Raw genomic sequence first — 15,936 nt, forward strand, 5'->3', positions numbered from 1 at the left:
TTTTATTGCAGCGAATCAAATAATTGAATAGCTTCTTCATCACTAAGATTATATTCAGACCGACACAATTTTTCACCAGTAACATCTTCTTCAGATGCTTGTTCTTTATGTTGGCTTTTCTGAAATTCCTCGCGACTTGGCCAAAATTCATGAAGCGTTGCATCTTTCTCCCCAAAACCAAGGTCTATTTTGAAATTCACTCGCGCAACGATTCTACCATCTTTCTCTTTTAAAATAGTCTTTTTAATCATAATCATAGCAACCTCCTATCTAAATAATTTGTTTAAACAAGTTTACCAGTACTAGGAAAAAATATCTAGTAGTATTTACAAAATCGCCCATTTGATTTATAATGACTGCAACACATACGGAAGCACCGCTGTGCAATCCGAAAGTATCGGTAAAAAAGCTCTGCTAACCTTAAATTGGTCTGCAGAGCTTTTTTTATTCTGAATTTTTTTCTTTACTAATTTTCTGGACTCAATAGATTCTACCCCGATTTATAACTTCCTCTAAGTCTTTCATTTGCAGTAGTAGTGTTTTTGCAGTTGCACCGTATTTACGGATAATCCGGCCTAACATAAGCTTTACGTTCCCGGGTCCGAAATAAACGATGTCATGTTGAAGAATTTTCACCCCTTCAAAATCTAATGGATTGTCAATCTCGATTTGCTTAAAGGGACCATCCAATGGGATTGGAAATTCTCTTTTTTGAGATAGTGTAATTTCATCTATATGAAATATAAGCTGAGATGGCCCTTCATAAAATGATGGATCGTAATATGCATAAATTGTTGGTTCACTAATCTGTGGTGTTTTTTTAGACACCACTCCTTTCGCAGTATTGTTCTGCTGTGCAATGCTTGTCTGTATTTGCCCTTCATAATTTCGCCGCATTATTTGGTTTAGTCTTTTCCTAGCTAGGTAAATAGGGACCTCAAATGTATCAGATAGGTATAGAAGGGCATCGTTAAACAACGTCGGGAACTTAAGCCTAGACAGCATAAAAAAAGGCATTGAAGCATAGAGAACGAACTGATCTGCATCCGCTTCTTGGAGTTCAACGAACTCTTTAGGCATAACTGTTTGATTACCTGCGTGCCTTAGCAAATGGCTGACTTCATGGAGAAATTCAATACGTTGTTCCTTTTGTGGCAGGCGATTATCTAAAAGAATACTGCGTAAACCTGTTGCTGACTCATACGCTTTGCTTTTTTGGGAAAGAGAATAAATCCATATGTCCAACGTTTCGGTGATTTTATCAATGGTTATATGTTGAGGTTCAGTAATACCATTTTTTAAATATATATTTTCTATACAATGCTCTAAGTATGTAGTTTGATAGTGGGAAATCATGGTGTACCTCCGGTTAATGGGAATATAAGTTCGTATGTATAAGCATGGGGAATCAGCCAACGGCTGAAACCGTGAACCTAAAAATGGCTATTCTCCTTGGCGATCCCCGGGTTTTCGATTCTTTTCAGTCTCTTGAATGAATCTCCAGAATTGCAGCAGTTCTCTTTTTCGTTCTTCTGGAGCGTTCAGATAATCTTTGAAAAAGACTCCATGGTCAGGGTTATTTACAAATGCTTCAAACTGTTTTAATTCATTACTAGTAATACCATTGTCCTCATCAGCATTTTTTTGGAATTCTTCGTAATTGTGCAATATCCCCATTGCTTTCAAGTAATACTCATTGATCATTTTGTGTTTTTCTGTCTCACCCTTTATTCTCCCAATAAGTTCTACAGCATTATAAAGAGACTCATCAATTCCGAGTATAGAAGAAATTTTTGATTTAGATACTTTCTTTGATTCTCTAAGTTCTTTTAAACGGTCTAACTTTGATATCTCAGCTTCAGCATCGATTGATTTCAATATAATTTTATAGCCTTCCAATAATGTTTCTGGAGGACTATCAAAAACTTGCTTATATACCCTTTTCAACTCTTGAGATAATTCATCATTAGGTAGTGACTGAACCCAATCAATTTTCTTTTCTATATCATCGGCTGGCATTTCCCCATCTGACAGTAACTTAATTAGTTCAGTTAATGAATTTTTAACTGATTTTGCTGTATCCATCGAAGATTTAACCTCATTAGGAGCTTTTTCATAATAGCCCGCAAGAATGAGTTCATGTGGATCTCCACCTGTAATTTCTGCTAAAGCTCTGTTTATTTCCTCTGAAGCTGGATATTTTGGATCATTTCTTAATTTTGATATATATGACCTGTCTATTTTAATATTCTTTTCCTCTTGCATTCTTTTGGCTATTTCCCCTAAGCTCAAACCGCTCTCTTTGATGTATTTGTCCACCAGTTGAGAATAAGTCAATTTTTTTCGACCTCCAGTAATCTTTATATCAATAATATTACCATGTTGTTGAATTTTTAATCAACACTTTTTTTGATGTTGTGACTTTTACGTCATTGACATGTTGCAAGTCGATTGGTAAGATTTGAACAACAAGTGACTAAAAAATCACATGTGTGATTTAAAAGTCACTTGAACTGGAGGTGAAACATGTTATATGCAAAATTACTAAAAAGAGGAATAGCATTGAAAGGTCTATCGTTAAGCCAAATTTGTTTTCAACTTGCAAAAAGGGATATTTGGTTGGATAGAGCGCTGATCAGCAAGTTACAAAACGGAAAACTTCCTCCTGCAAAGGATCAAGTAAACGTTGCATTGGCGGAAATAATCGGAATCGATCCTGTTGAACTAAGATTAGCTGCCGCGCGAGAAGTAATTGATCCAGAACTATATGAATTAATCCGGAGTAATGGGTGATTACAAAATCAAGATAAAATCTGAATCATTTTAAGAAGGGGAGAAATATGGGCAATATTCAACCAATAGAACAAAAGATGGTTCCTTTCAACGGAGCCGAGTTACTTGGAGTAAAGGCCAGTGACGGAAATATTTATGTGGGGGTCCGTTGGGTTTGTGAAGGGTTGGGCCTACGGGAGGGGCAGCGCAATAATCAATTAACTAAGGTTCAGACAGATCTGGTCCTTAAACAAGGGGTACGAAAATTCATACTCCCCACCAGAAGTGGCGAACAAGAGGTTTTAACTATTCAATTGAACTTTTTTCTTCTCTGGGTGGCGCGTATAAGCCCTAATATTTTAGAAGGTGATGCACAGGAAAATCTTATCGAATACCAATTAAAGGCTAAAGACGTTCTTGCTGATGCGTTTTTACCGAAAGTATCTAATCCCTACGAAAATTTAAGCCCGGAAGTCAGAGCTATCTTTGTTATTGACGAGAGGGTTCAAGATTTAGATTCCCGTGTGGAACAGCTTGAGAATCACACCACTATCGACTATGGGCAACAGCGAGAATTAAAGAAAGCTGGCAACTCCCGGATCGTTGGATTGCTTGGAGGTAAGAAGTCAGCCGCCTATAAGGATAGTAGCTTACGCAATAAAACATATCAGGCGATGTGGAATGATTATCAAGAGTTTTTTAGTATCAACTCTTACAACAATACATTTACAAAAGATTATGACCGTGGGTTGCAATATATCCCGCGTTGGACTCCACCTAATAACCTTATGAGGGAGATTGAAGAAGCTAATGGACAAACTTTATTCTGATTTGTCATTACCGGAGCTGACCCGTCTTTGGTTCGGGAACCCGTTGCAACATGCAGTGCTTGTTAAAAACCTGATTAGGAAGGAACGGAGAAAATGAAAAAAAAATATTACGAGGCATTGGGAACTAAGTATGACAAATTGCAGTCTGCAATGGTTGTTATTTTAAAACGTTTTATTGAGTCGGGAACAGAGGGCGACATTGAAACCCGCGAACGAAAGCTGTTTATTAAGTACATTATTATTTCAAAAATGCAGGCTCGAATTTTGGATGAACTGGTATCAAGAACACAAAAGATCATCAAGCGCTTTGATGGTATCAGAATTTCATTGGGCGATCCTTACTACGAACAAGACGATTATATCCACGTAAAATCTTGCTTAATGGAATATGAAGACCGGATTCGGCAAAATGCGATGCGTGTATATGAAATCGCAATGTATGTGGATACCAAAAGCGCCTATTTCAGCGAATCCGAACTTCGGAGCATGCTTTCAATTGGTTATGAAGATTGGAAATATTGGTTAGGCCGGAATAACACATTAATGACAATGTTGGTTACGAAGGTAGGCAACGAGCCTTTGGCCCACCATGTCATGGATTACATGATGAATCAGATTATGGGCCATCCAGAAGCCCGTAAGATGATGCGGCAAAAAGCCGAGGAAATTTTTCCAGAGCTGTTCCCACGTACTGGCGGTGATTCTCTATGAAAACACATGAAGAATTGAAAGCAATAGCTGCTGATATGCATAAGCAACTAGGAGGGAAGATATTTGCCTTCCCAATAGAAGAAGAAAACCCTTTGTCTAAATTCGCAGTGGCTGCATTTAACGGGAAAGACTACTCTGTTTACCCTAACGCTATGACCATCGAGGAAGCGGCTGCTGGCATTTTAGAAGTTTTGAATGGATTTAAAGAAGAAGGTTGGGATCACGACTATGAACGCAATGTACGTTTCGTTTCCTGTCAAGCTCAAATTGATGCGCCCAGCGTAACTATGCGGAGACTAAAAAAAGGGAATTACACTAGACCAGCTTATGAAAGTGACATAGACGTTATGGACAATCCTGACGATCCAGAAGGCAAGCTCATTTCTGCGCGTGGATTAATCAAATTCAGTTACTTGACTATGATTAATGAGAAAAATCCTGTGGCTATCAGGTTTATGGATGAATATTACAAATTGCTTGCTTCTTTCAGATACGGGAAAACAGCAGCGGCAATTAAGCAGGAAGTACGGCGTATGGGGAAAGACGAGGCTATTCATTGGATCGAGCGCACCCATGAACGTTACATCAAGGATGATAGAACTATAATGGACATCTTTCATTCCTTGGGAAAGGGTGAACAGTAATGAACCTTGCTAATCAATTGACTCTCAAGGAAGTCCGTGAGAACTGCAAGAAGTCAGTCCCACAAGTTAGTAATGATACAGGGATCTCAGGTACTACATTAAGACGATGGGAAGAAGATGCTTCAGGGGCTGGAGTACATGCCTTTGTACGTCTGTTGCGTTACTATCAAATATCTATTAACAACGTTTATGCAGGCAAGGCAGAAGACGTATACAAAGCCCGTAGAGAGGCGGTGAGCGTGTAATGATGGATTCCAACACAGTGTTAAACCATACATTAACTTGCATGACCCTTTCAGAGATTCAAAGGGAACTGATTTATATTTTCCACTTCATACAAGATGATGAATTTACTAAGGACCTATTGTTAGAACGAATGGTCAAAGTGATTGAGAGGGTTCGCGAAGAAGAAAGTTTTCACTTTGGTGTACTTGGTGAGCATTTTGAAGAAAAAGCAAAGAGCCTTAACAATACCTTGGCCGGGCGTTAAGGCACACTATCAAGGGACAAGCCCACGCGCACATTATAGCACTACATATTCAAAAAGTGCAAGGGCTGTCCCTCCAAAGGGAGAGGATCGGTTATGTCAACTATAAAGAATAAGGTAAACAGAGAAGAGGGGCTTTCTCCTAAATTACGTAGCGCTGTTTCTACGTTGGTTAATCGCTTGGGCGCATCCCAAACTTTACTTTTACTGGATAAAGCGGCGACCTCTCTGGACATTAATTCTTATGAAGATCCAATATCCATGGGATTTTTGGTTCAAGAAATAGCATGCGGGGTTGAAGATATCCCCCATTGGTCAGGTAAGAAAGTGGTTGTTACTGCTCATGGAATTAGACCCGAAGATGGGATTCTTTTTGTCACGGCTGCTTGTGATGATAATCGCCAGATAACGTGGTACGCACGACCAATTAACATAAATGGTACTGAAACTACTGAATTTAGCCGCAATTGGTATGAGGACGGGAGGGACCGAGTGTGAATGTAGCATCGGAAAAAATCCTTCCCTGGGAAATTGAAATGTTTGAACTTCTGTCCGGATATCCCAAATTACCTGATAGCGCATTTCAAGGTAAATATCATCACATTAAATTTAATTGGACCCAATTTACAATGCGTTCAAATGATATGGTTGAAGCTGCTTATTTGGCTATCATGCCTTTTACAGATTCAGCAGAACGGGAACAGTTCGCAGCTCAATATATATATCGTCTTTTAGAACCGGGCTATGAGGCCGCAATATGCAATTTCTTTGAAGCTGCTTTTGGGCTTCAAGGGATGGAATAAACCGAAATAGAAGCAATGAAATGAGTGGATGCAGATATGGAAGGGTGGATTAGCCTTCATCGAAAACTTATAGAAAGCGAGATATGGGAGAAGCCTCCACTCTATATGAAGGTGTGGATATTCCTTCTCCTATCTGCCCAGCACAAACAATACAAAGGACTAAAGCCTGGACAGATATCAATGTCTATTCCAGATATCATTGAGGGGGTTTCTTGGAAGGTAGGAGCAAGGAAAGAACGACCTACAAAAGATCAAGTTTATCAGGTTTTAGAATTTTTACGCGGTAAAGCGATGAAATCGAAACGAAGCCCTGACGAAAGCAACGAAAATGTAGCGATGATCACGACAACGAAAGCAACGCACAAAATGCTGATAACCATATGTAACTATGAGGTTTATCAGGACAAATCAAGGGACGAAAGCAACGGCGAAAGCAACAAGGATAAGCCGACGAAACCGTCACGAAAGCAACGGCAACCCAACAATATAAACAATAATGATAATAATGACAATAATAAGACCCCTCCTTCTCGCAAAAATGCTAAACGCATTTACGAGGAAGATAATCGCTATTATCAAATGGCTTTTTATTTTCATGAAAAGATCATGGCTCATGCAGCGGCAAATAAAGTTGAACACCTTGTCCGTAATGCCAACATGCAAAATTGGGCAGACGAGTTTCGGAAAATCGTTGAGATAGACGAACGGGACACCAAAGAAATGCAAAGGATTATTGATTGGGCAACGTCTCATAGTTTTTGGAGTCCTAATATCCTTAGTCCAAAAAAGTTACGTGATAAATATTCAGAACTTGGAATCAAGATGGCTATGGAAGGAAAGTCAGGGCAAGGAACTAGCAACCGACAAACACAGAGCAAAGACTTTCTACAAAGGAAAAAGGAGGCTATGCGAAATGACAGAGGAACAGACGATAGATTTGTTAACCCTGATAGCTACAGCTTACCCGACGTTCCAAGCGAATGATGAAGTATTGTCCCTTTGGAATAAAATGCTGGCAGATATCCCGGCAGAAAGAGCAACCCGCAATTTGCAGCAGCATATTAAAACAATGAAATTCCCCCCTACTATCGCGGAAATACGGGGTAGTGAAGGAGCCTCCATGATTGACAACATAAGATTAGAAACCCAGCAGCGATTACAGCAAATTAAGCATTGGGAAGAAAACGCATGTCCTAGGCTATCGTCAGGGGTGAAGCAAGATGCATGACGTTTTCAATGTTGAAGCTGAACAAGCTGTACTTGGTAGCTTGCTGCTGGATCGGACTACTGAAACCGCTGATTTGGTAATGAGCAGATTGGAACCGGACCATTTTTCACCGCAACACCGTTTGATTTTTGAGGCGGCAAAAGAGCTGCATGAAACTTCAAGACCGATTGACCTTATCTTGCTTCGCACAGTGCTTGAGGAAAGAGGAACTTTGCTGGAATCGGGCGGGATTCAATATCTTTCTAACCTTGCTGGATCAGTACCAAGCTTGAGCAATATTAAATATTACGCTGGGCTGGTTGAAGAGAGGGGCTTAAAGCAACATGTTGGGAAAATGCTTGAAAGGCAAAAACAAGCATTTGACGAAGGAGCAGACCCTAAAGAACTGCTTGCCGGGATGCAAGAGGCGACAGATGAAATAAACGGGCGTATCCGGTCAGATAACCAACTTCAACGTGCTGGCGACTTCTTAGATGGTCATGATGACGAATTGGAGCGCCGCAGAGAAGCAAAGGGGCTATCTGGAGTGCCTACGGCAGGCGTAGACATAGATAACCTAACAGGAGGTCGCCAGAAGCAGGATTTAATTATCGTGGCTGCGCGTCCCAGTGTTGGTAAAACTGCTTTTATGTTGAACGGTGCTCAGAGAGCTGCGGAAGCGGGTTATGCTGTTGCGATATTTAGCCTTGAAATGCCCGGCGCAAAATTAGGGGAACGGCTGATAGGCAGTATAGGGAATATTGATGGTCATATGTTGCGAACAGGCAATTTAGGTGCATCTGATTGGACTAAATATACAATGGCGAGATCCATTCTAAATGACCTGCCTATTTACATTGACGATACGCCGGGCATTTCAATACAGGAAATTGCATACAAGGTCAAACAGTTCAAGAAAAAGCATGGAAATATACTGGTTCAAGTTGATTATCTCCAGCTTATCAATCCTGGGAAGAAATTCGGAAGCCGGGAGTTGGAGATTAGCTTCATAAGTCGTTCTCTCAAGCAGATGGCACGAGATAATGACTGTCCAGTGGAAGCACTGGCTCAACTCAGCCGAAGCGTAGAGCAACGGCAGGACAAGCGTCCTATGATGTCAGATTTACGGGAATCCGGTTCTATTGAGCAGGATGCAGACGAAATTGACTTTCTATACCGGGACGACTATTACAATGCTGAGAGTGAAAAGAAGAATATCGTTGAAATTATCATAGCCAAAGGCAGAAACACGGGTACAGGTTTGGCAGAAATGGTCTATCTCAAAAACTACAGCCGTTTTTGTAATCTGGAACGGGTTCAGTATTAACAAATGATGAAAGGGAGGCGTTACCGTGACAGAACCATTGCACAAGGCTTCTATAACTGAGGAAAACAGCCTCCTGATTGTCAATTTTGAAAGTATGTTCATCCGACAGGTTCAGGGAGCATATGACCAACACAAGATGGATGAAGTAATGTATCGGCATTTTAAGAACATCCGGTGTATAGCAGAGACGAGAGAAGGAATACTTGATCATTTTGTATCTCTGTTCAGACAACTGATTGACTATCATTCTGAAAGGAACAGCACTCGCAATCAACTGCTTGCACGGATCATCAAAGGTGCTGAATTGATAGAATCGACCCCTAAAGAACACCCAAAATACAGTTATTATGTCCGCGTGTACGATGCGCTTTGTCAAGAACTTCGGGAAATCGAAGAGAAAGGATGAAATCATGAAGATAGAAGCCGCAGAAGTAGCCCAACAGCTTAGTGATATTTTGAAGGGCATCAAAACAGAGTACGAACACCTTGATCGTGAAGTTCGATATTACGATTTGGAATGTACGGATCTGCTTCACGCTTTAGAGTTTATGGAATTTGATAATGACATGCGACTGAACATTTCTCAGCAACTTCAAGACAACAGGCGAAAACGTAGAGTGATCAAAAACGAAAGAGAGTGCTTGCAGCCGTTGTATGAAGTCTCAGAAGGGCATCCGCATTTAGTTTACGAGTTTGAAAGAGCGAGATGGAGGGCTGAAAGGATTGAATGCATACAGAAGCAGCGTATGTATACACCACGAATCAGAACGGATATGCAGCAGGCTTTTGACAGGGTGAACCGCAGGAATGATGAAGCAGGGGGTTGAGTATGAGCCAACCAACAACCGATTTACCGAAGTTAGATAATAAAAAAACAAAAAATGCAATAGAAGGTGTCTTTGAAAAGTATCAAATATTCAAAAATACGATATTTGAGCTAAGAGAAGCAACTATTACAGCCAGTTATCAAGACCGTCCAAGCGGGCCAACCAATGTTACAAGTGATTCCACTGCGGATATTGCAGTATTTAATGTGTTCGCGCCTGAACACCGCAGACAATTTTGCAAAAATGTCGAACAGGCTGTGAACCAACTTTATCCTAAGTACAGAGAAATAATCGAATTGAAATATTTGGGTGACGACATGCCGACTGACTACGCAGTTTACAATTTCAAGATGGAACATCCTATTAGTAAGGATACTTACGCTAAATTACGGAGAAAAGCATTTCAAACTTTAGCATATAGTTTTGATGCTTTTGGGATTATCAACATACAGAATTTGTTAGATAAAAAACGTGCAAACATACGGACAAGCAGCCTCGAATAAACTATACAACCAAGATCGGAGGGGAGGGAACGATGTTAAGTCCAAAGGGTTATGGCGACTCACACGCACATAAAAAAGTGGAAATTGAGAGCAAGGTCACAACGTACATTCAGGGCAAGAATGGACTCATTGGAATCATAATCCCGCCCTGTGAGGGGCCGACAAGCGCATTAGAAGACCTTCATCGGACGATTGCTGAAATAGCAATCAAACAAGCCATAAAGAAAGAAGCTACTCCAGAATAGGGGCAGCTTCTTTCTTTATATATAGGTAGCTTAGTAAAAAAGACTGCTACATCAACGTTTTTATTTTGGGTGTATCAAGTAATAACGTATGAACTGATCGTGGCTCACACCAATGAATCCGAGTATAAAAGCTTTATTGCAAACAAAAAGAACGAGGCGTTGCAATCACGGATGATTGTAATGCCGATTCCTTATAACCTGAAAGTATCTGAGGAAGAAAAGATTTACGCCAAGCTCATTGATCAAAGTGATATGAGACATATCCACATTGCGCCTCATGCGCTGAGAACGGCTGCCATTTTCTCCGTGCTTACCCGCTTGAAGGAGACGAAGAAACAGGGGATGGATCTGGTCAAAAAGATGCGCATGTATGACGGTGAAGAGGTCGAAGGATACAAGGAAGCCGATCTGAAGGAAATGCAAAGTGAGTTTCTGGAGGAAGGTATGTCCGGGGTAGACCCGCGGTACGTCATTAATCGTATTTCTAGTGCATTGATTAAGCAAAATGTGGAATCCATCAATGCCCTTGACATTTTACGAGCAATTAAGGATGGTCTGGATCAACATGCCTCCATCACAAAGGAAGAACGGGAGCGGTATCTGAATTTCATTTCCGTGGCTCGTAAGGAATATGACGAATTGGCGAAAAAAGAAGTGCAGAAGGCCTTTGTCTACTCTTTCGAGGAATCAGCCAAGACGCTGTTTGACAACTATTTGGATAACATCGAAGCCTTTTGCAATTGGGCGAAAATTCGCGATCCGCTCACAGATGAGGAACTCGACCCGGATGAGCGGCTCATGCGCTCTATTGAGGAGCAAATCGGGGTATCGGAAAATGCGAAAAAAGCGTTCCGTGAAGAAATATTAATCCGTATTTCCGCGTATTCTCGCAAGGGACGAAAGTTTGAGTATCATCATCATGATCGCCTGCGAGAAGCCATTGAGAAGAAGCTGTTTGCTGATTTGAAGGATATTGTGAAGATTACGACTTCGACCAAAACGCCTGACGCTAATCAGCTCAAACGGATGAATGAGGTGATTAAGCGACTGATTGAGGAGCACGGCTACACAGGAGCCAGCGCCAACGATCTGTTAAGGTATGTAGGTAGCCTCCTGAATCGGTAAGACGAATAATAAACAAGTACAGTATGGTGAAACCATGGGTTGATCTGGATGGTGTCATACGGTTGTGAGGTATCCGATGAACGTGTTTCGTAGAGGGAATTCGGCAAGCACAGGGGGATTTCAGGTGCTGCCGGATTCTTTTTTTGTATCATTAAGCAGTTGAGTTTATATATATTTTTTCTGAAATTGATATGAAAAAAATCATAATCAATCTTCTGCTTTTTTAACATTTTCTAAAAAGTTGCCGATAAATATGGTAATGTAAAATCTATGTAAACTATTATTTGGAGGAACTTATGATTCATGTCGCGGAGAGTAGATTAAAACAGATACAATATATTGGTATTACTGATGATGATTTGGCTTTATTGCATCATTATCAGGGACTATTCCAATCTATTGTGAATGAGGTGGTCGATCGGTTTTATGAGCACGTAGAAAAGGTTCCGCATCTCATGTCGATTATTTCCAAATGGTCGAATATTGAACGACTAAAACAAACACAACGTGAATACTGGCTTTCTCTCGCAGATGGAAAAATAGATGATCAGTTTATCGAACACCGTCTTTTTGTGGGGCAGGTACATTCCCGAATCGGATTGTCTTCCGATTATTATTTGGGCACGTACATTGCTTATCTTGATATTGCAGTCGACATTTTAAAACGTTCGGGGATAGAGGATTGGTTTTCTATTGTGCATGCTCTTTCCAAAATGTTCAACCTGGATTCCCAGCTTGTACTGGAAGCTTATCAGGAAAAGGAAAAGGAACAAATCAACGAGCTGGCCGACGAACAAACGCAGGTGCTGACCGTTGTGTCCCGAATTGCGCAAAATTTGACCGGGATGATTGCTGAGCTTAGGGAAAATACGGATAATATCGCGGAGAGTGCCTGCAACACTGCTTCTTCGCAGGAACATACAGAGGAATTGGTACAGCATTTGAGTGACGAGATTAAGCATATTGAGCAGATGAGCGGTACGATCCGGGAACTGTCCGATCAGACTCATCTGCTGGGACTGAATGCGGCGATTGAGGCTGCCCATGCGCAGGAAGCAGGGCGCGGGTTTCAAATTGTGGCACAGGAGGTGCGAAAGCTTGCATCTAATTCGAAGCAAGCACAGGAGCAAATTCAGCGCAAGGTGCTGGATATTGCCCGTATGCTTGACAGTGTGCAATCCGAAACAGCTGTCACAACAGCCAGTGCCCGGCAACAGGCTTCCAGCTCAGAGGAATTGGCTTCGTTCACAAAGCTGATCGAAAACATGGTGAAGGAATTGGAAATGCTGCAGCACTCCTCGGAAATGCTAAAGGTGTAAGATGTGGCTTGAAGGCTATCCTTACGTTGGAGGCTTCACTACTGTAACGATTCAGTCATAGACTTTTTCCATTCTATATGAGCCGCAAGTACTCTTTTCCATAACTCGTCCCGTTCCTGGCGACTGTAGTTAACGAGCGGCTCGCCAAATACATCTGCCAACACTTCTAGCCACTGCGACTTCTTATCCAGTTCTATTTTTTCCAAACTGTGTAGCCCGCGTCTTTTCCAAATACATCCTCTGAGTTCATTCGCCTCTAATGCTTGCCTTTGCCGAATCAGAAACAGGTTAAACCATGGAGATTCCGCTGAGCGGCTATAGAAATGATGTTTCGGCATAAATTCTTCCAAATCCTGAACAACCGCAGGGGAAAAATCAACGCCAACAAATGAAGCAAGTGAGTCATGCTCTAAGCGCCAACCTTTTGTAACAACTCCGGATTCCATAACTTTATAATGAAGAGGGGCTTGTTCATAAGTCCCCATACGGAGTGGAAGAGGCTCATAGGGCATATCGCCTAGCCCGACATCAACAATCCATACTTCATCTTCATGATGCTCATTTAGCAAGTTCACTGTTAGTCCAAGATGAAATGAATTAATGCGTGGTTCAGCTCCCAGAGGTTGTACCCCGGCACGATGCAGAGAGACTTTGTACCCTAGTGAATATAGTAGTGCACTAAAGGCACCATTCAGATGAAAACAATAACCACTTCTCCCATGTAGAATGAGTTGAATGGATTCTCGAAAACCAATGGCTGCCGGCTTCCTTGCGAAAATGTCCAATGTTTGCCATGAAAGATGTTTTACATGAGCCTTATGCAGTTCAACTAAATAGGAAAGGGTAGGAGGCTGAATTTCGGGAATTCCGATTCTGTTTAAATAAGCTTTTATTTCTTCTTTTGTCATGGTGTACATGTACAATCACCTCTATTGTTAGTTTCCCAAATTCTCTTCTCGAAACCATTAAGCATTGAGTCTTAGCATCATTGTAGAAGGGGGAAGTGCTGTTTACAATGCTATACATTTTTGGTTGTACCGGTACAGTCAGCAATTCGATTGCCTTTAGCGGCATGCGCTTTTCCTGTAGTTGGTTGTCAGTACACAAAAAAACAGACCGCTTCATCGGGTCTGTTTTTTTGTTTAGTTCCAAGCTGACAGATTATAAGAGTGATCTAAGTTCACGTCGGTATTTGTTCAAATGCACGAACGACGGAATGACTCGCTTGGCAGAACGGAAGCCGCCTATTCTGATATTGCGGACCACATGATAGGGAGAGATCAATAGTGCGTGAAGCAGATGCAAATCATGGGTGCTCAATGGACGATATCGTTGATAGTAATCTATCGCGCGCAGCATCTTTGTCCCATTCCAAAGACAATTCCGATGAAGAAGATGGGAGAGATCTTTCATCCTTACATGTAGGGAGCAATTTTCAAAGTCGATCATATGGATTTTGAGCTGTTTGTCTTTAATCAGATTGGGATAATTATAGTCGCCGTGTATAAATGCGGCGGCTTTTTGCTCCTGAGCAATGGCTTCTCTAACTTTGGGCTGCTGTAGGCGATGGGACACTTCCTCACAAAGAGCTACGAGATGTGCTGTGCCTCTGTATGGGATGAGGCGTTTTTTGTATCCAGCTATTTCATCGCTCAAGTCTTCATAACGGATTCTGGATGGCGGAGCTTCAGTGACAGGAAAGCCCACGGCACTGGAATGGAATTTGGCTAAAGTAGCAATTCCCTTTTTGAAGTCTATTCTTTTTGTGAATTCTGGTCTGAGTCCATGAACCCAATTGGTTAATGTATACGAAACACCTTCATAGGTCATGTAAGCCGTTTGTTGTACTGTTGGATAGACCTTTTGGCTGCGTGTAAACCCGCGCTCATCCAAGTAGGACAAGACACGTGTAATAAAACGGATCTCTTCTTCCGGGAATTTGTAGGGTTTTAAGCAATAAGTCGTATTAGCGGTCTCAATCTTGTGAATGTCCTTCATTTGACGGCTACGCTGAATTTTGATTCCGTACATCTGCTCAACGTTCGATAAAATCGACATTTTGCTCCTCACTTTCTTTTATACATGAGCCCAATCCTGCAAAATATGGATGATTTGTAATCGAAGAGGCCACGACTGATCCCAATTGTCCAGGATTTCGCGATCTCTTGAACGATTCGGGTGTCGGGAAGCATGCCAGGCTTCTCGTGGTAGTTTATATAAAGCTGTAACAATCTTCCGTTCAGTACGGCTTAGCGGTTTGCGTTTTTGGTATCCCTTCAGCAAGGATTGCACAAATTCAGGGTTGAATTGAGTCGTATTCATAAGGGCCTTTGCCAAATCAGCATAGGCTGAGCCGATCTTAACCCGATCCCAATCAATGATTTTGAGATGACCGTCATCCGAAATAATGACATTTGGGGTAGTGATATCACTGTGTATCAAGGAGGGATGCCGATGTTCCATCCGAAGCAGCCTTATAATGGATGCATCCTGCAAATCCTTCCATGCTCGCCTGGATAAACGTTTGCAGTCTTCGCCGTGAGCATTGTACCAGTTGCGGTACGTTTTATCATGGCGACTGGTTTTTGTCATTTTTTTTTGAAAAAGACGATCCTGGTTTTTCCATATCCGCAATTGTTGAATGGTCGGAGGGGACTTTCCTTTATCCATCTGATGCAAGCCGGTGGAGGTGGCGTGAAGTGTGGCAAGTGCCCGCCCCAGTTTTTCGAAATCTTCAGCGGTCTCCAGGCCCCGTCCTTTGATCCACTGACTTACATAAAATGGCGTTCCCTGATATAGAGTCCATAACTTGCCGGAATGAGTGGGGAGCCATGCGGGCATGTAGGTATACTTTCTCTTTTTCAAAAGCCTGATATGGCTCGCAGCTCGTTCCATCTGTTGAATCGTATTTGAACGGACCATCTTTGTACGACTAAAGGGTTTTAATGCATAAGTTCCCTTTTTCGTTTTCACCTGGATCACTGCATTTTTTCGGTATAATGATGAGACTAAGCTTGATTTTAACGGGATCAGGCCGAAACGACGGGTGATTTTGCGAATCTGTGCTTTAGTATAGGATTTCGCCATAAGAACCTCACTTGACTTTGGATTGAAGAAAAAAGGTAATCCTCTGTTA

The 15,936-nt window shown here is 41.6% G+C and carries 22 protein-coding genes and 1 pseudogene; 17 read left to right on the top strand and 6 right to left on the bottom strand.

Translation table 11 applies throughout. The features are described 5' to 3' along the window. Positions 1-2 precede the first annotated feature (2 nt). From AOU00_RS20415 to AOU00_RS26800, 3 genes are all read right to left on the bottom strand, one after another. Positions 3-251, bottom strand: a complete 249-nt coding sequence (locus tag AOU00_RS20415) for a hypothetical protein (protein ID WP_155765256.1) — start codon at positions 249-251, stop codon at positions 3-5. Between the two features lie 229 nt (positions 252-480). Continuing rightward, the gene (locus tag AOU00_RS20420; protein WP_069291520.1) at positions 481-1,356 is read right to left on the bottom strand and encodes an ImmA/IrrE family metallo-endopeptidase; all 876 of its coding nucleotides are present in this window, start codon (positions 1,354-1,356) and stop codon (positions 481-483) included. A gap of 87 nt (positions 1,357-1,443) precedes the next feature. Further along, positions 1,444-2,337, bottom strand: a complete 894-nt coding sequence (locus AOU00_RS26800) for a hypothetical protein (protein ID WP_081330741.1) — start codon at positions 2,335-2,337, stop codon at positions 1,444-1,446. A gap of 189 nt (positions 2,338-2,526) precedes the next feature. Between AOU00_RS26800 and AOU00_RS20430 the strand changes: the two genes are divergently transcribed. The 17 genes and pseudogenes from AOU00_RS20430 to AOU00_RS20510 all read left to right on the top strand — a co-directional run bounded on the left by AOU00_RS20430 (position 2,527) and on the right by AOU00_RS20510 (position 12,800). Continuing rightward, entirely contained in the window at positions 2,527-2,793 is a 267-nt protein-coding gene (locus tag AOU00_RS20430; protein ID WP_069291521.1) for a hypothetical protein, read from the top strand. A gap of 47 nt (positions 2,794-2,840) precedes the next feature. Continuing rightward, a complete protein-coding gene (locus AOU00_RS20435; protein WP_069291522.1) occupies positions 2,841-3,602 on the top strand; it encodes an ORF6C domain-containing protein in 762 nt (253 codons plus the stop codon). Between the two features lie 93 nt (positions 3,603-3,695). Further along, on the top strand, positions 3,696-4,313 hold the full coding sequence (locus AOU00_RS20440) for a hypothetical protein (protein WP_069291523.1): 618 nt from the start codon (positions 3,696-3,698) through the stop codon (positions 4,311-4,313). Then, positions 4,310-4,957 carry a beta/alpha barrel domain-containing protein gene (locus AOU00_RS20445; protein ID WP_069291524.1) on the top strand — a complete coding sequence of 216 codons (648 nt, stop codon included), beginning with the start codon at positions 4,310-4,312 and terminating at the stop codon, positions 4,955-4,957. The genes AOU00_RS20440 and AOU00_RS20445 overlap by 4 nt, the downstream gene beginning before the upstream one ends. After that, complete coding sequence (locus tag AOU00_RS20450; RefSeq protein ID WP_069291525.1) at positions 4,957-5,202, top strand: helix-turn-helix domain-containing protein; 246 nt, start codon at positions 4,957-4,959, stop codon at positions 5,200-5,202. The genes AOU00_RS20445 and AOU00_RS20450 overlap by 1 nt, the downstream gene beginning before the upstream one ends. Next, complete coding sequence (locus AOU00_RS20455) at positions 5,202-5,447, top strand: hypothetical protein (RefSeq protein ID WP_069291526.1); 246 nt, start codon at positions 5,202-5,204, stop codon at positions 5,445-5,447. Before AOU00_RS20450 ends, AOU00_RS20455 begins: the two co-directional genes overlap by 1 nt. Positions 5,448-5,540: 93 nt before the next feature. Further along, positions 5,541-5,942, top strand: a complete 402-nt coding sequence (locus tag AOU00_RS20460) for a hypothetical protein (RefSeq protein ID WP_069291527.1) — start codon at positions 5,541-5,543, stop codon at positions 5,940-5,942. Continuing rightward, a complete protein-coding gene (locus tag AOU00_RS20465) occupies positions 5,939-6,247 on the top strand; it encodes a hypothetical protein (protein WP_069291528.1) in 309 nt (102 codons plus the stop codon). The genes AOU00_RS20460 and AOU00_RS20465 overlap by 4 nt, the downstream gene beginning before the upstream one ends. A gap of 24 nt (positions 6,248-6,271) precedes the next feature. Then, complete coding sequence (locus AOU00_RS20470) at positions 6,272-7,231, top strand: hypothetical protein (protein ID WP_069291529.1); 960 nt, start codon at positions 6,272-6,274, stop codon at positions 7,229-7,231. Then, on the top strand, positions 7,161-7,475 hold the full coding sequence (locus AOU00_RS20475; RefSeq protein WP_069291530.1) for a replicative helicase loader/inhibitor: 315 nt from the start codon (positions 7,161-7,163) through the stop codon (positions 7,473-7,475). Before AOU00_RS20470 ends, AOU00_RS20475 begins: the two co-directional genes overlap by 71 nt. After that, positions 7,468-8,781 (top strand): replicative DNA helicase, encoded by a 1,314-nt coding sequence (gene dnaB, locus AOU00_RS20480; RefSeq protein WP_069291531.1) that lies wholly within the window; start codon positions 7,468-7,470, stop codon positions 8,779-8,781. Before AOU00_RS20475 ends, dnaB begins: the two co-directional genes overlap by 8 nt. Before the next feature lie 25 nt (positions 8,782-8,806). Next, on the top strand, positions 8,807-9,187 hold the full coding sequence (locus AOU00_RS20485) for a hypothetical protein (protein WP_069291532.1): 381 nt from the start codon (positions 8,807-8,809) through the stop codon (positions 9,185-9,187). A 4-nt stretch (positions 9,188-9,191) separates the two neighbouring features. After that, positions 9,192-9,608 carry a hypothetical protein gene (locus tag AOU00_RS20490; RefSeq protein ID WP_069291533.1) on the top strand — a complete coding sequence of 139 codons (417 nt, stop codon included), beginning with the start codon at positions 9,192-9,194 and terminating at the stop codon, positions 9,606-9,608. Positions 9,609-9,610: 2 nt separating this feature from the next. After that, positions 9,611-10,111, top strand: a complete 501-nt coding sequence (locus AOU00_RS20495) for an ArpU family phage packaging/lysis transcriptional regulator (RefSeq protein ID WP_069291534.1) — start codon at positions 9,611-9,613, stop codon at positions 10,109-10,111. 32 nt (positions 10,112-10,143) lie between these two features. Continuing rightward, complete coding sequence (locus AOU00_RS20500; protein WP_069291535.1) at positions 10,144-10,356, top strand: hypothetical protein; 213 nt, start codon at positions 10,144-10,146, stop codon at positions 10,354-10,356. A gap of 87 nt (positions 10,357-10,443) precedes the next feature. Next, positions 10,444-11,481, top strand: a pseudogene (locus tag AOU00_RS20505) (protein prkA); the annotation flags it as partial. A 296-nt stretch (positions 11,482-11,777) separates the two neighbouring features. Continuing rightward, positions 11,778-12,800 (top strand): globin-coupled sensor protein, encoded by a 1,023-nt coding sequence (locus tag AOU00_RS20510; protein WP_061831409.1) that lies wholly within the window; start codon positions 11,778-11,780, stop codon positions 12,798-12,800. A gap of 38 nt (positions 12,801-12,838) precedes the next feature. Here the strand turns inward: AOU00_RS20510 and AOU00_RS20515 are convergent, their stop codons facing one another. From AOU00_RS20515 to AOU00_RS20525, 3 genes are all read right to left on the bottom strand, one after another. Next, the gene (locus AOU00_RS20515) at positions 12,839-13,717 is read right to left on the bottom strand and encodes an arylamine N-acetyltransferase family protein (protein ID WP_069291536.1); all 879 of its coding nucleotides are present in this window, start codon (positions 13,715-13,717) and stop codon (positions 12,839-12,841) included. A gap of 244 nt (positions 13,718-13,961) precedes the next feature. After that, entirely contained in the window at positions 13,962-14,858 is an 897-nt protein-coding gene (locus AOU00_RS20520; RefSeq protein WP_069291537.1) for an aminoglycoside phosphotransferase family protein, read from the bottom strand. Between the two features lie 18 nt (positions 14,859-14,876). Further along, on the bottom strand, positions 14,877-15,887 hold the full coding sequence (locus tag AOU00_RS20525; RefSeq protein ID WP_069291538.1) for an aminoglycoside phosphotransferase family protein: 1,011 nt from the start codon (positions 15,885-15,887) through the stop codon (positions 14,877-14,879). Positions 15,888-15,936 lie beyond the last annotated feature (49 nt).

It is taken from the genome of Paenibacillus polymyxa (assembly GCF_001719045.1).
Lineage (GTDB): Bacteria > Bacillota > Bacilli > Paenibacillales > Paenibacillaceae > Paenibacillus > Paenibacillus polymyxa_B.

Coding starts and splice junctions, on each gene's coding strand:
- AOU00_RS20475 (WP_069291530.1), top strand. CDS start 7,161: ATGACAGAGGAACAGACGATAGATTTGTTAACCCTGATAGCTACAGCT.
- AOU00_RS20520 (WP_069291537.1), bottom strand. CDS start 14,858: ATGTCGATTTTATCGAACGTTGAGCAGATGTACGGAATCAAAATTCAG.
- AOU00_RS20415 (WP_155765256.1), bottom strand. CDS start 251: ATGATTAAAAAGACTATTTTAAAAGAGAAAGATGGTAGAATCGTTGCG.
- AOU00_RS20525 (WP_069291538.1), bottom strand. CDS start 15,887: ATGGCGAAATCCTATACTAAAGCACAGATTCGCAAAATCACCCGTCGT.
- AOU00_RS20440 (WP_069291523.1), top strand. CDS start 3,696: ATGAAAAAAAAATATTACGAGGCATTGGGAACTAAGTATGACAAATTG.
- AOU00_RS20510 (WP_061831409.1), top strand. CDS start 11,778: ATGATTCATGTCGCGGAGAGTAGATTAAAACAGATACAATATATTGGT.
- AOU00_RS20515 (WP_069291536.1), bottom strand. CDS start 13,717: ATGTACACCATGACAAAAGAAGAAATAAAAGCTTATTTAAACAGAATC.
- AOU00_RS20500 (WP_069291535.1), top strand. CDS start 10,144: ATGTTAAGTCCAAAGGGTTATGGCGACTCACACGCACATAAAAAAGTG.
- AOU00_RS20460 (WP_069291527.1), top strand. CDS start 5,541: ATGTCAACTATAAAGAATAAGGTAAACAGAGAAGAGGGGCTTTCTCCT.
- AOU00_RS20435 (WP_069291522.1), top strand. CDS start 2,841: ATGGGCAATATTCAACCAATAGAACAAAAGATGGTTCCTTTCAACGGA.
- AOU00_RS20445 (WP_069291524.1), top strand. CDS start 4,310: ATGAAAACACATGAAGAATTGAAAGCAATAGCTGCTGATATGCATAAG.
- AOU00_RS20495 (WP_069291534.1), top strand. CDS start 9,611: ATGAGCCAACCAACAACCGATTTACCGAAGTTAGATAATAAAAAAACA.
- AOU00_RS20490 (WP_069291533.1), top strand. CDS start 9,192: ATGAAGATAGAAGCCGCAGAAGTAGCCCAACAGCTTAGTGATATTTTG.
- AOU00_RS20420 (WP_069291520.1), bottom strand. CDS start 1,356: ATGATTTCCCACTATCAAACTACATACTTAGAGCATTGTATAGAAAAT.
- dnaB (WP_069291531.1), top strand. CDS start 7,468: ATGCATGACGTTTTCAATGTTGAAGCTGAACAAGCTGTACTTGGTAGC.
- AOU00_RS20430 (WP_069291521.1), top strand. CDS start 2,527: ATGTTATATGCAAAATTACTAAAAAGAGGAATAGCATTGAAAGGTCTA.
- AOU00_RS20450 (WP_069291525.1), top strand. CDS start 4,957: ATGAACCTTGCTAATCAATTGACTCTCAAGGAAGTCCGTGAGAACTGC.
- AOU00_RS20455 (WP_069291526.1), top strand. CDS start 5,202: ATGATGGATTCCAACACAGTGTTAAACCATACATTAACTTGCATGACC.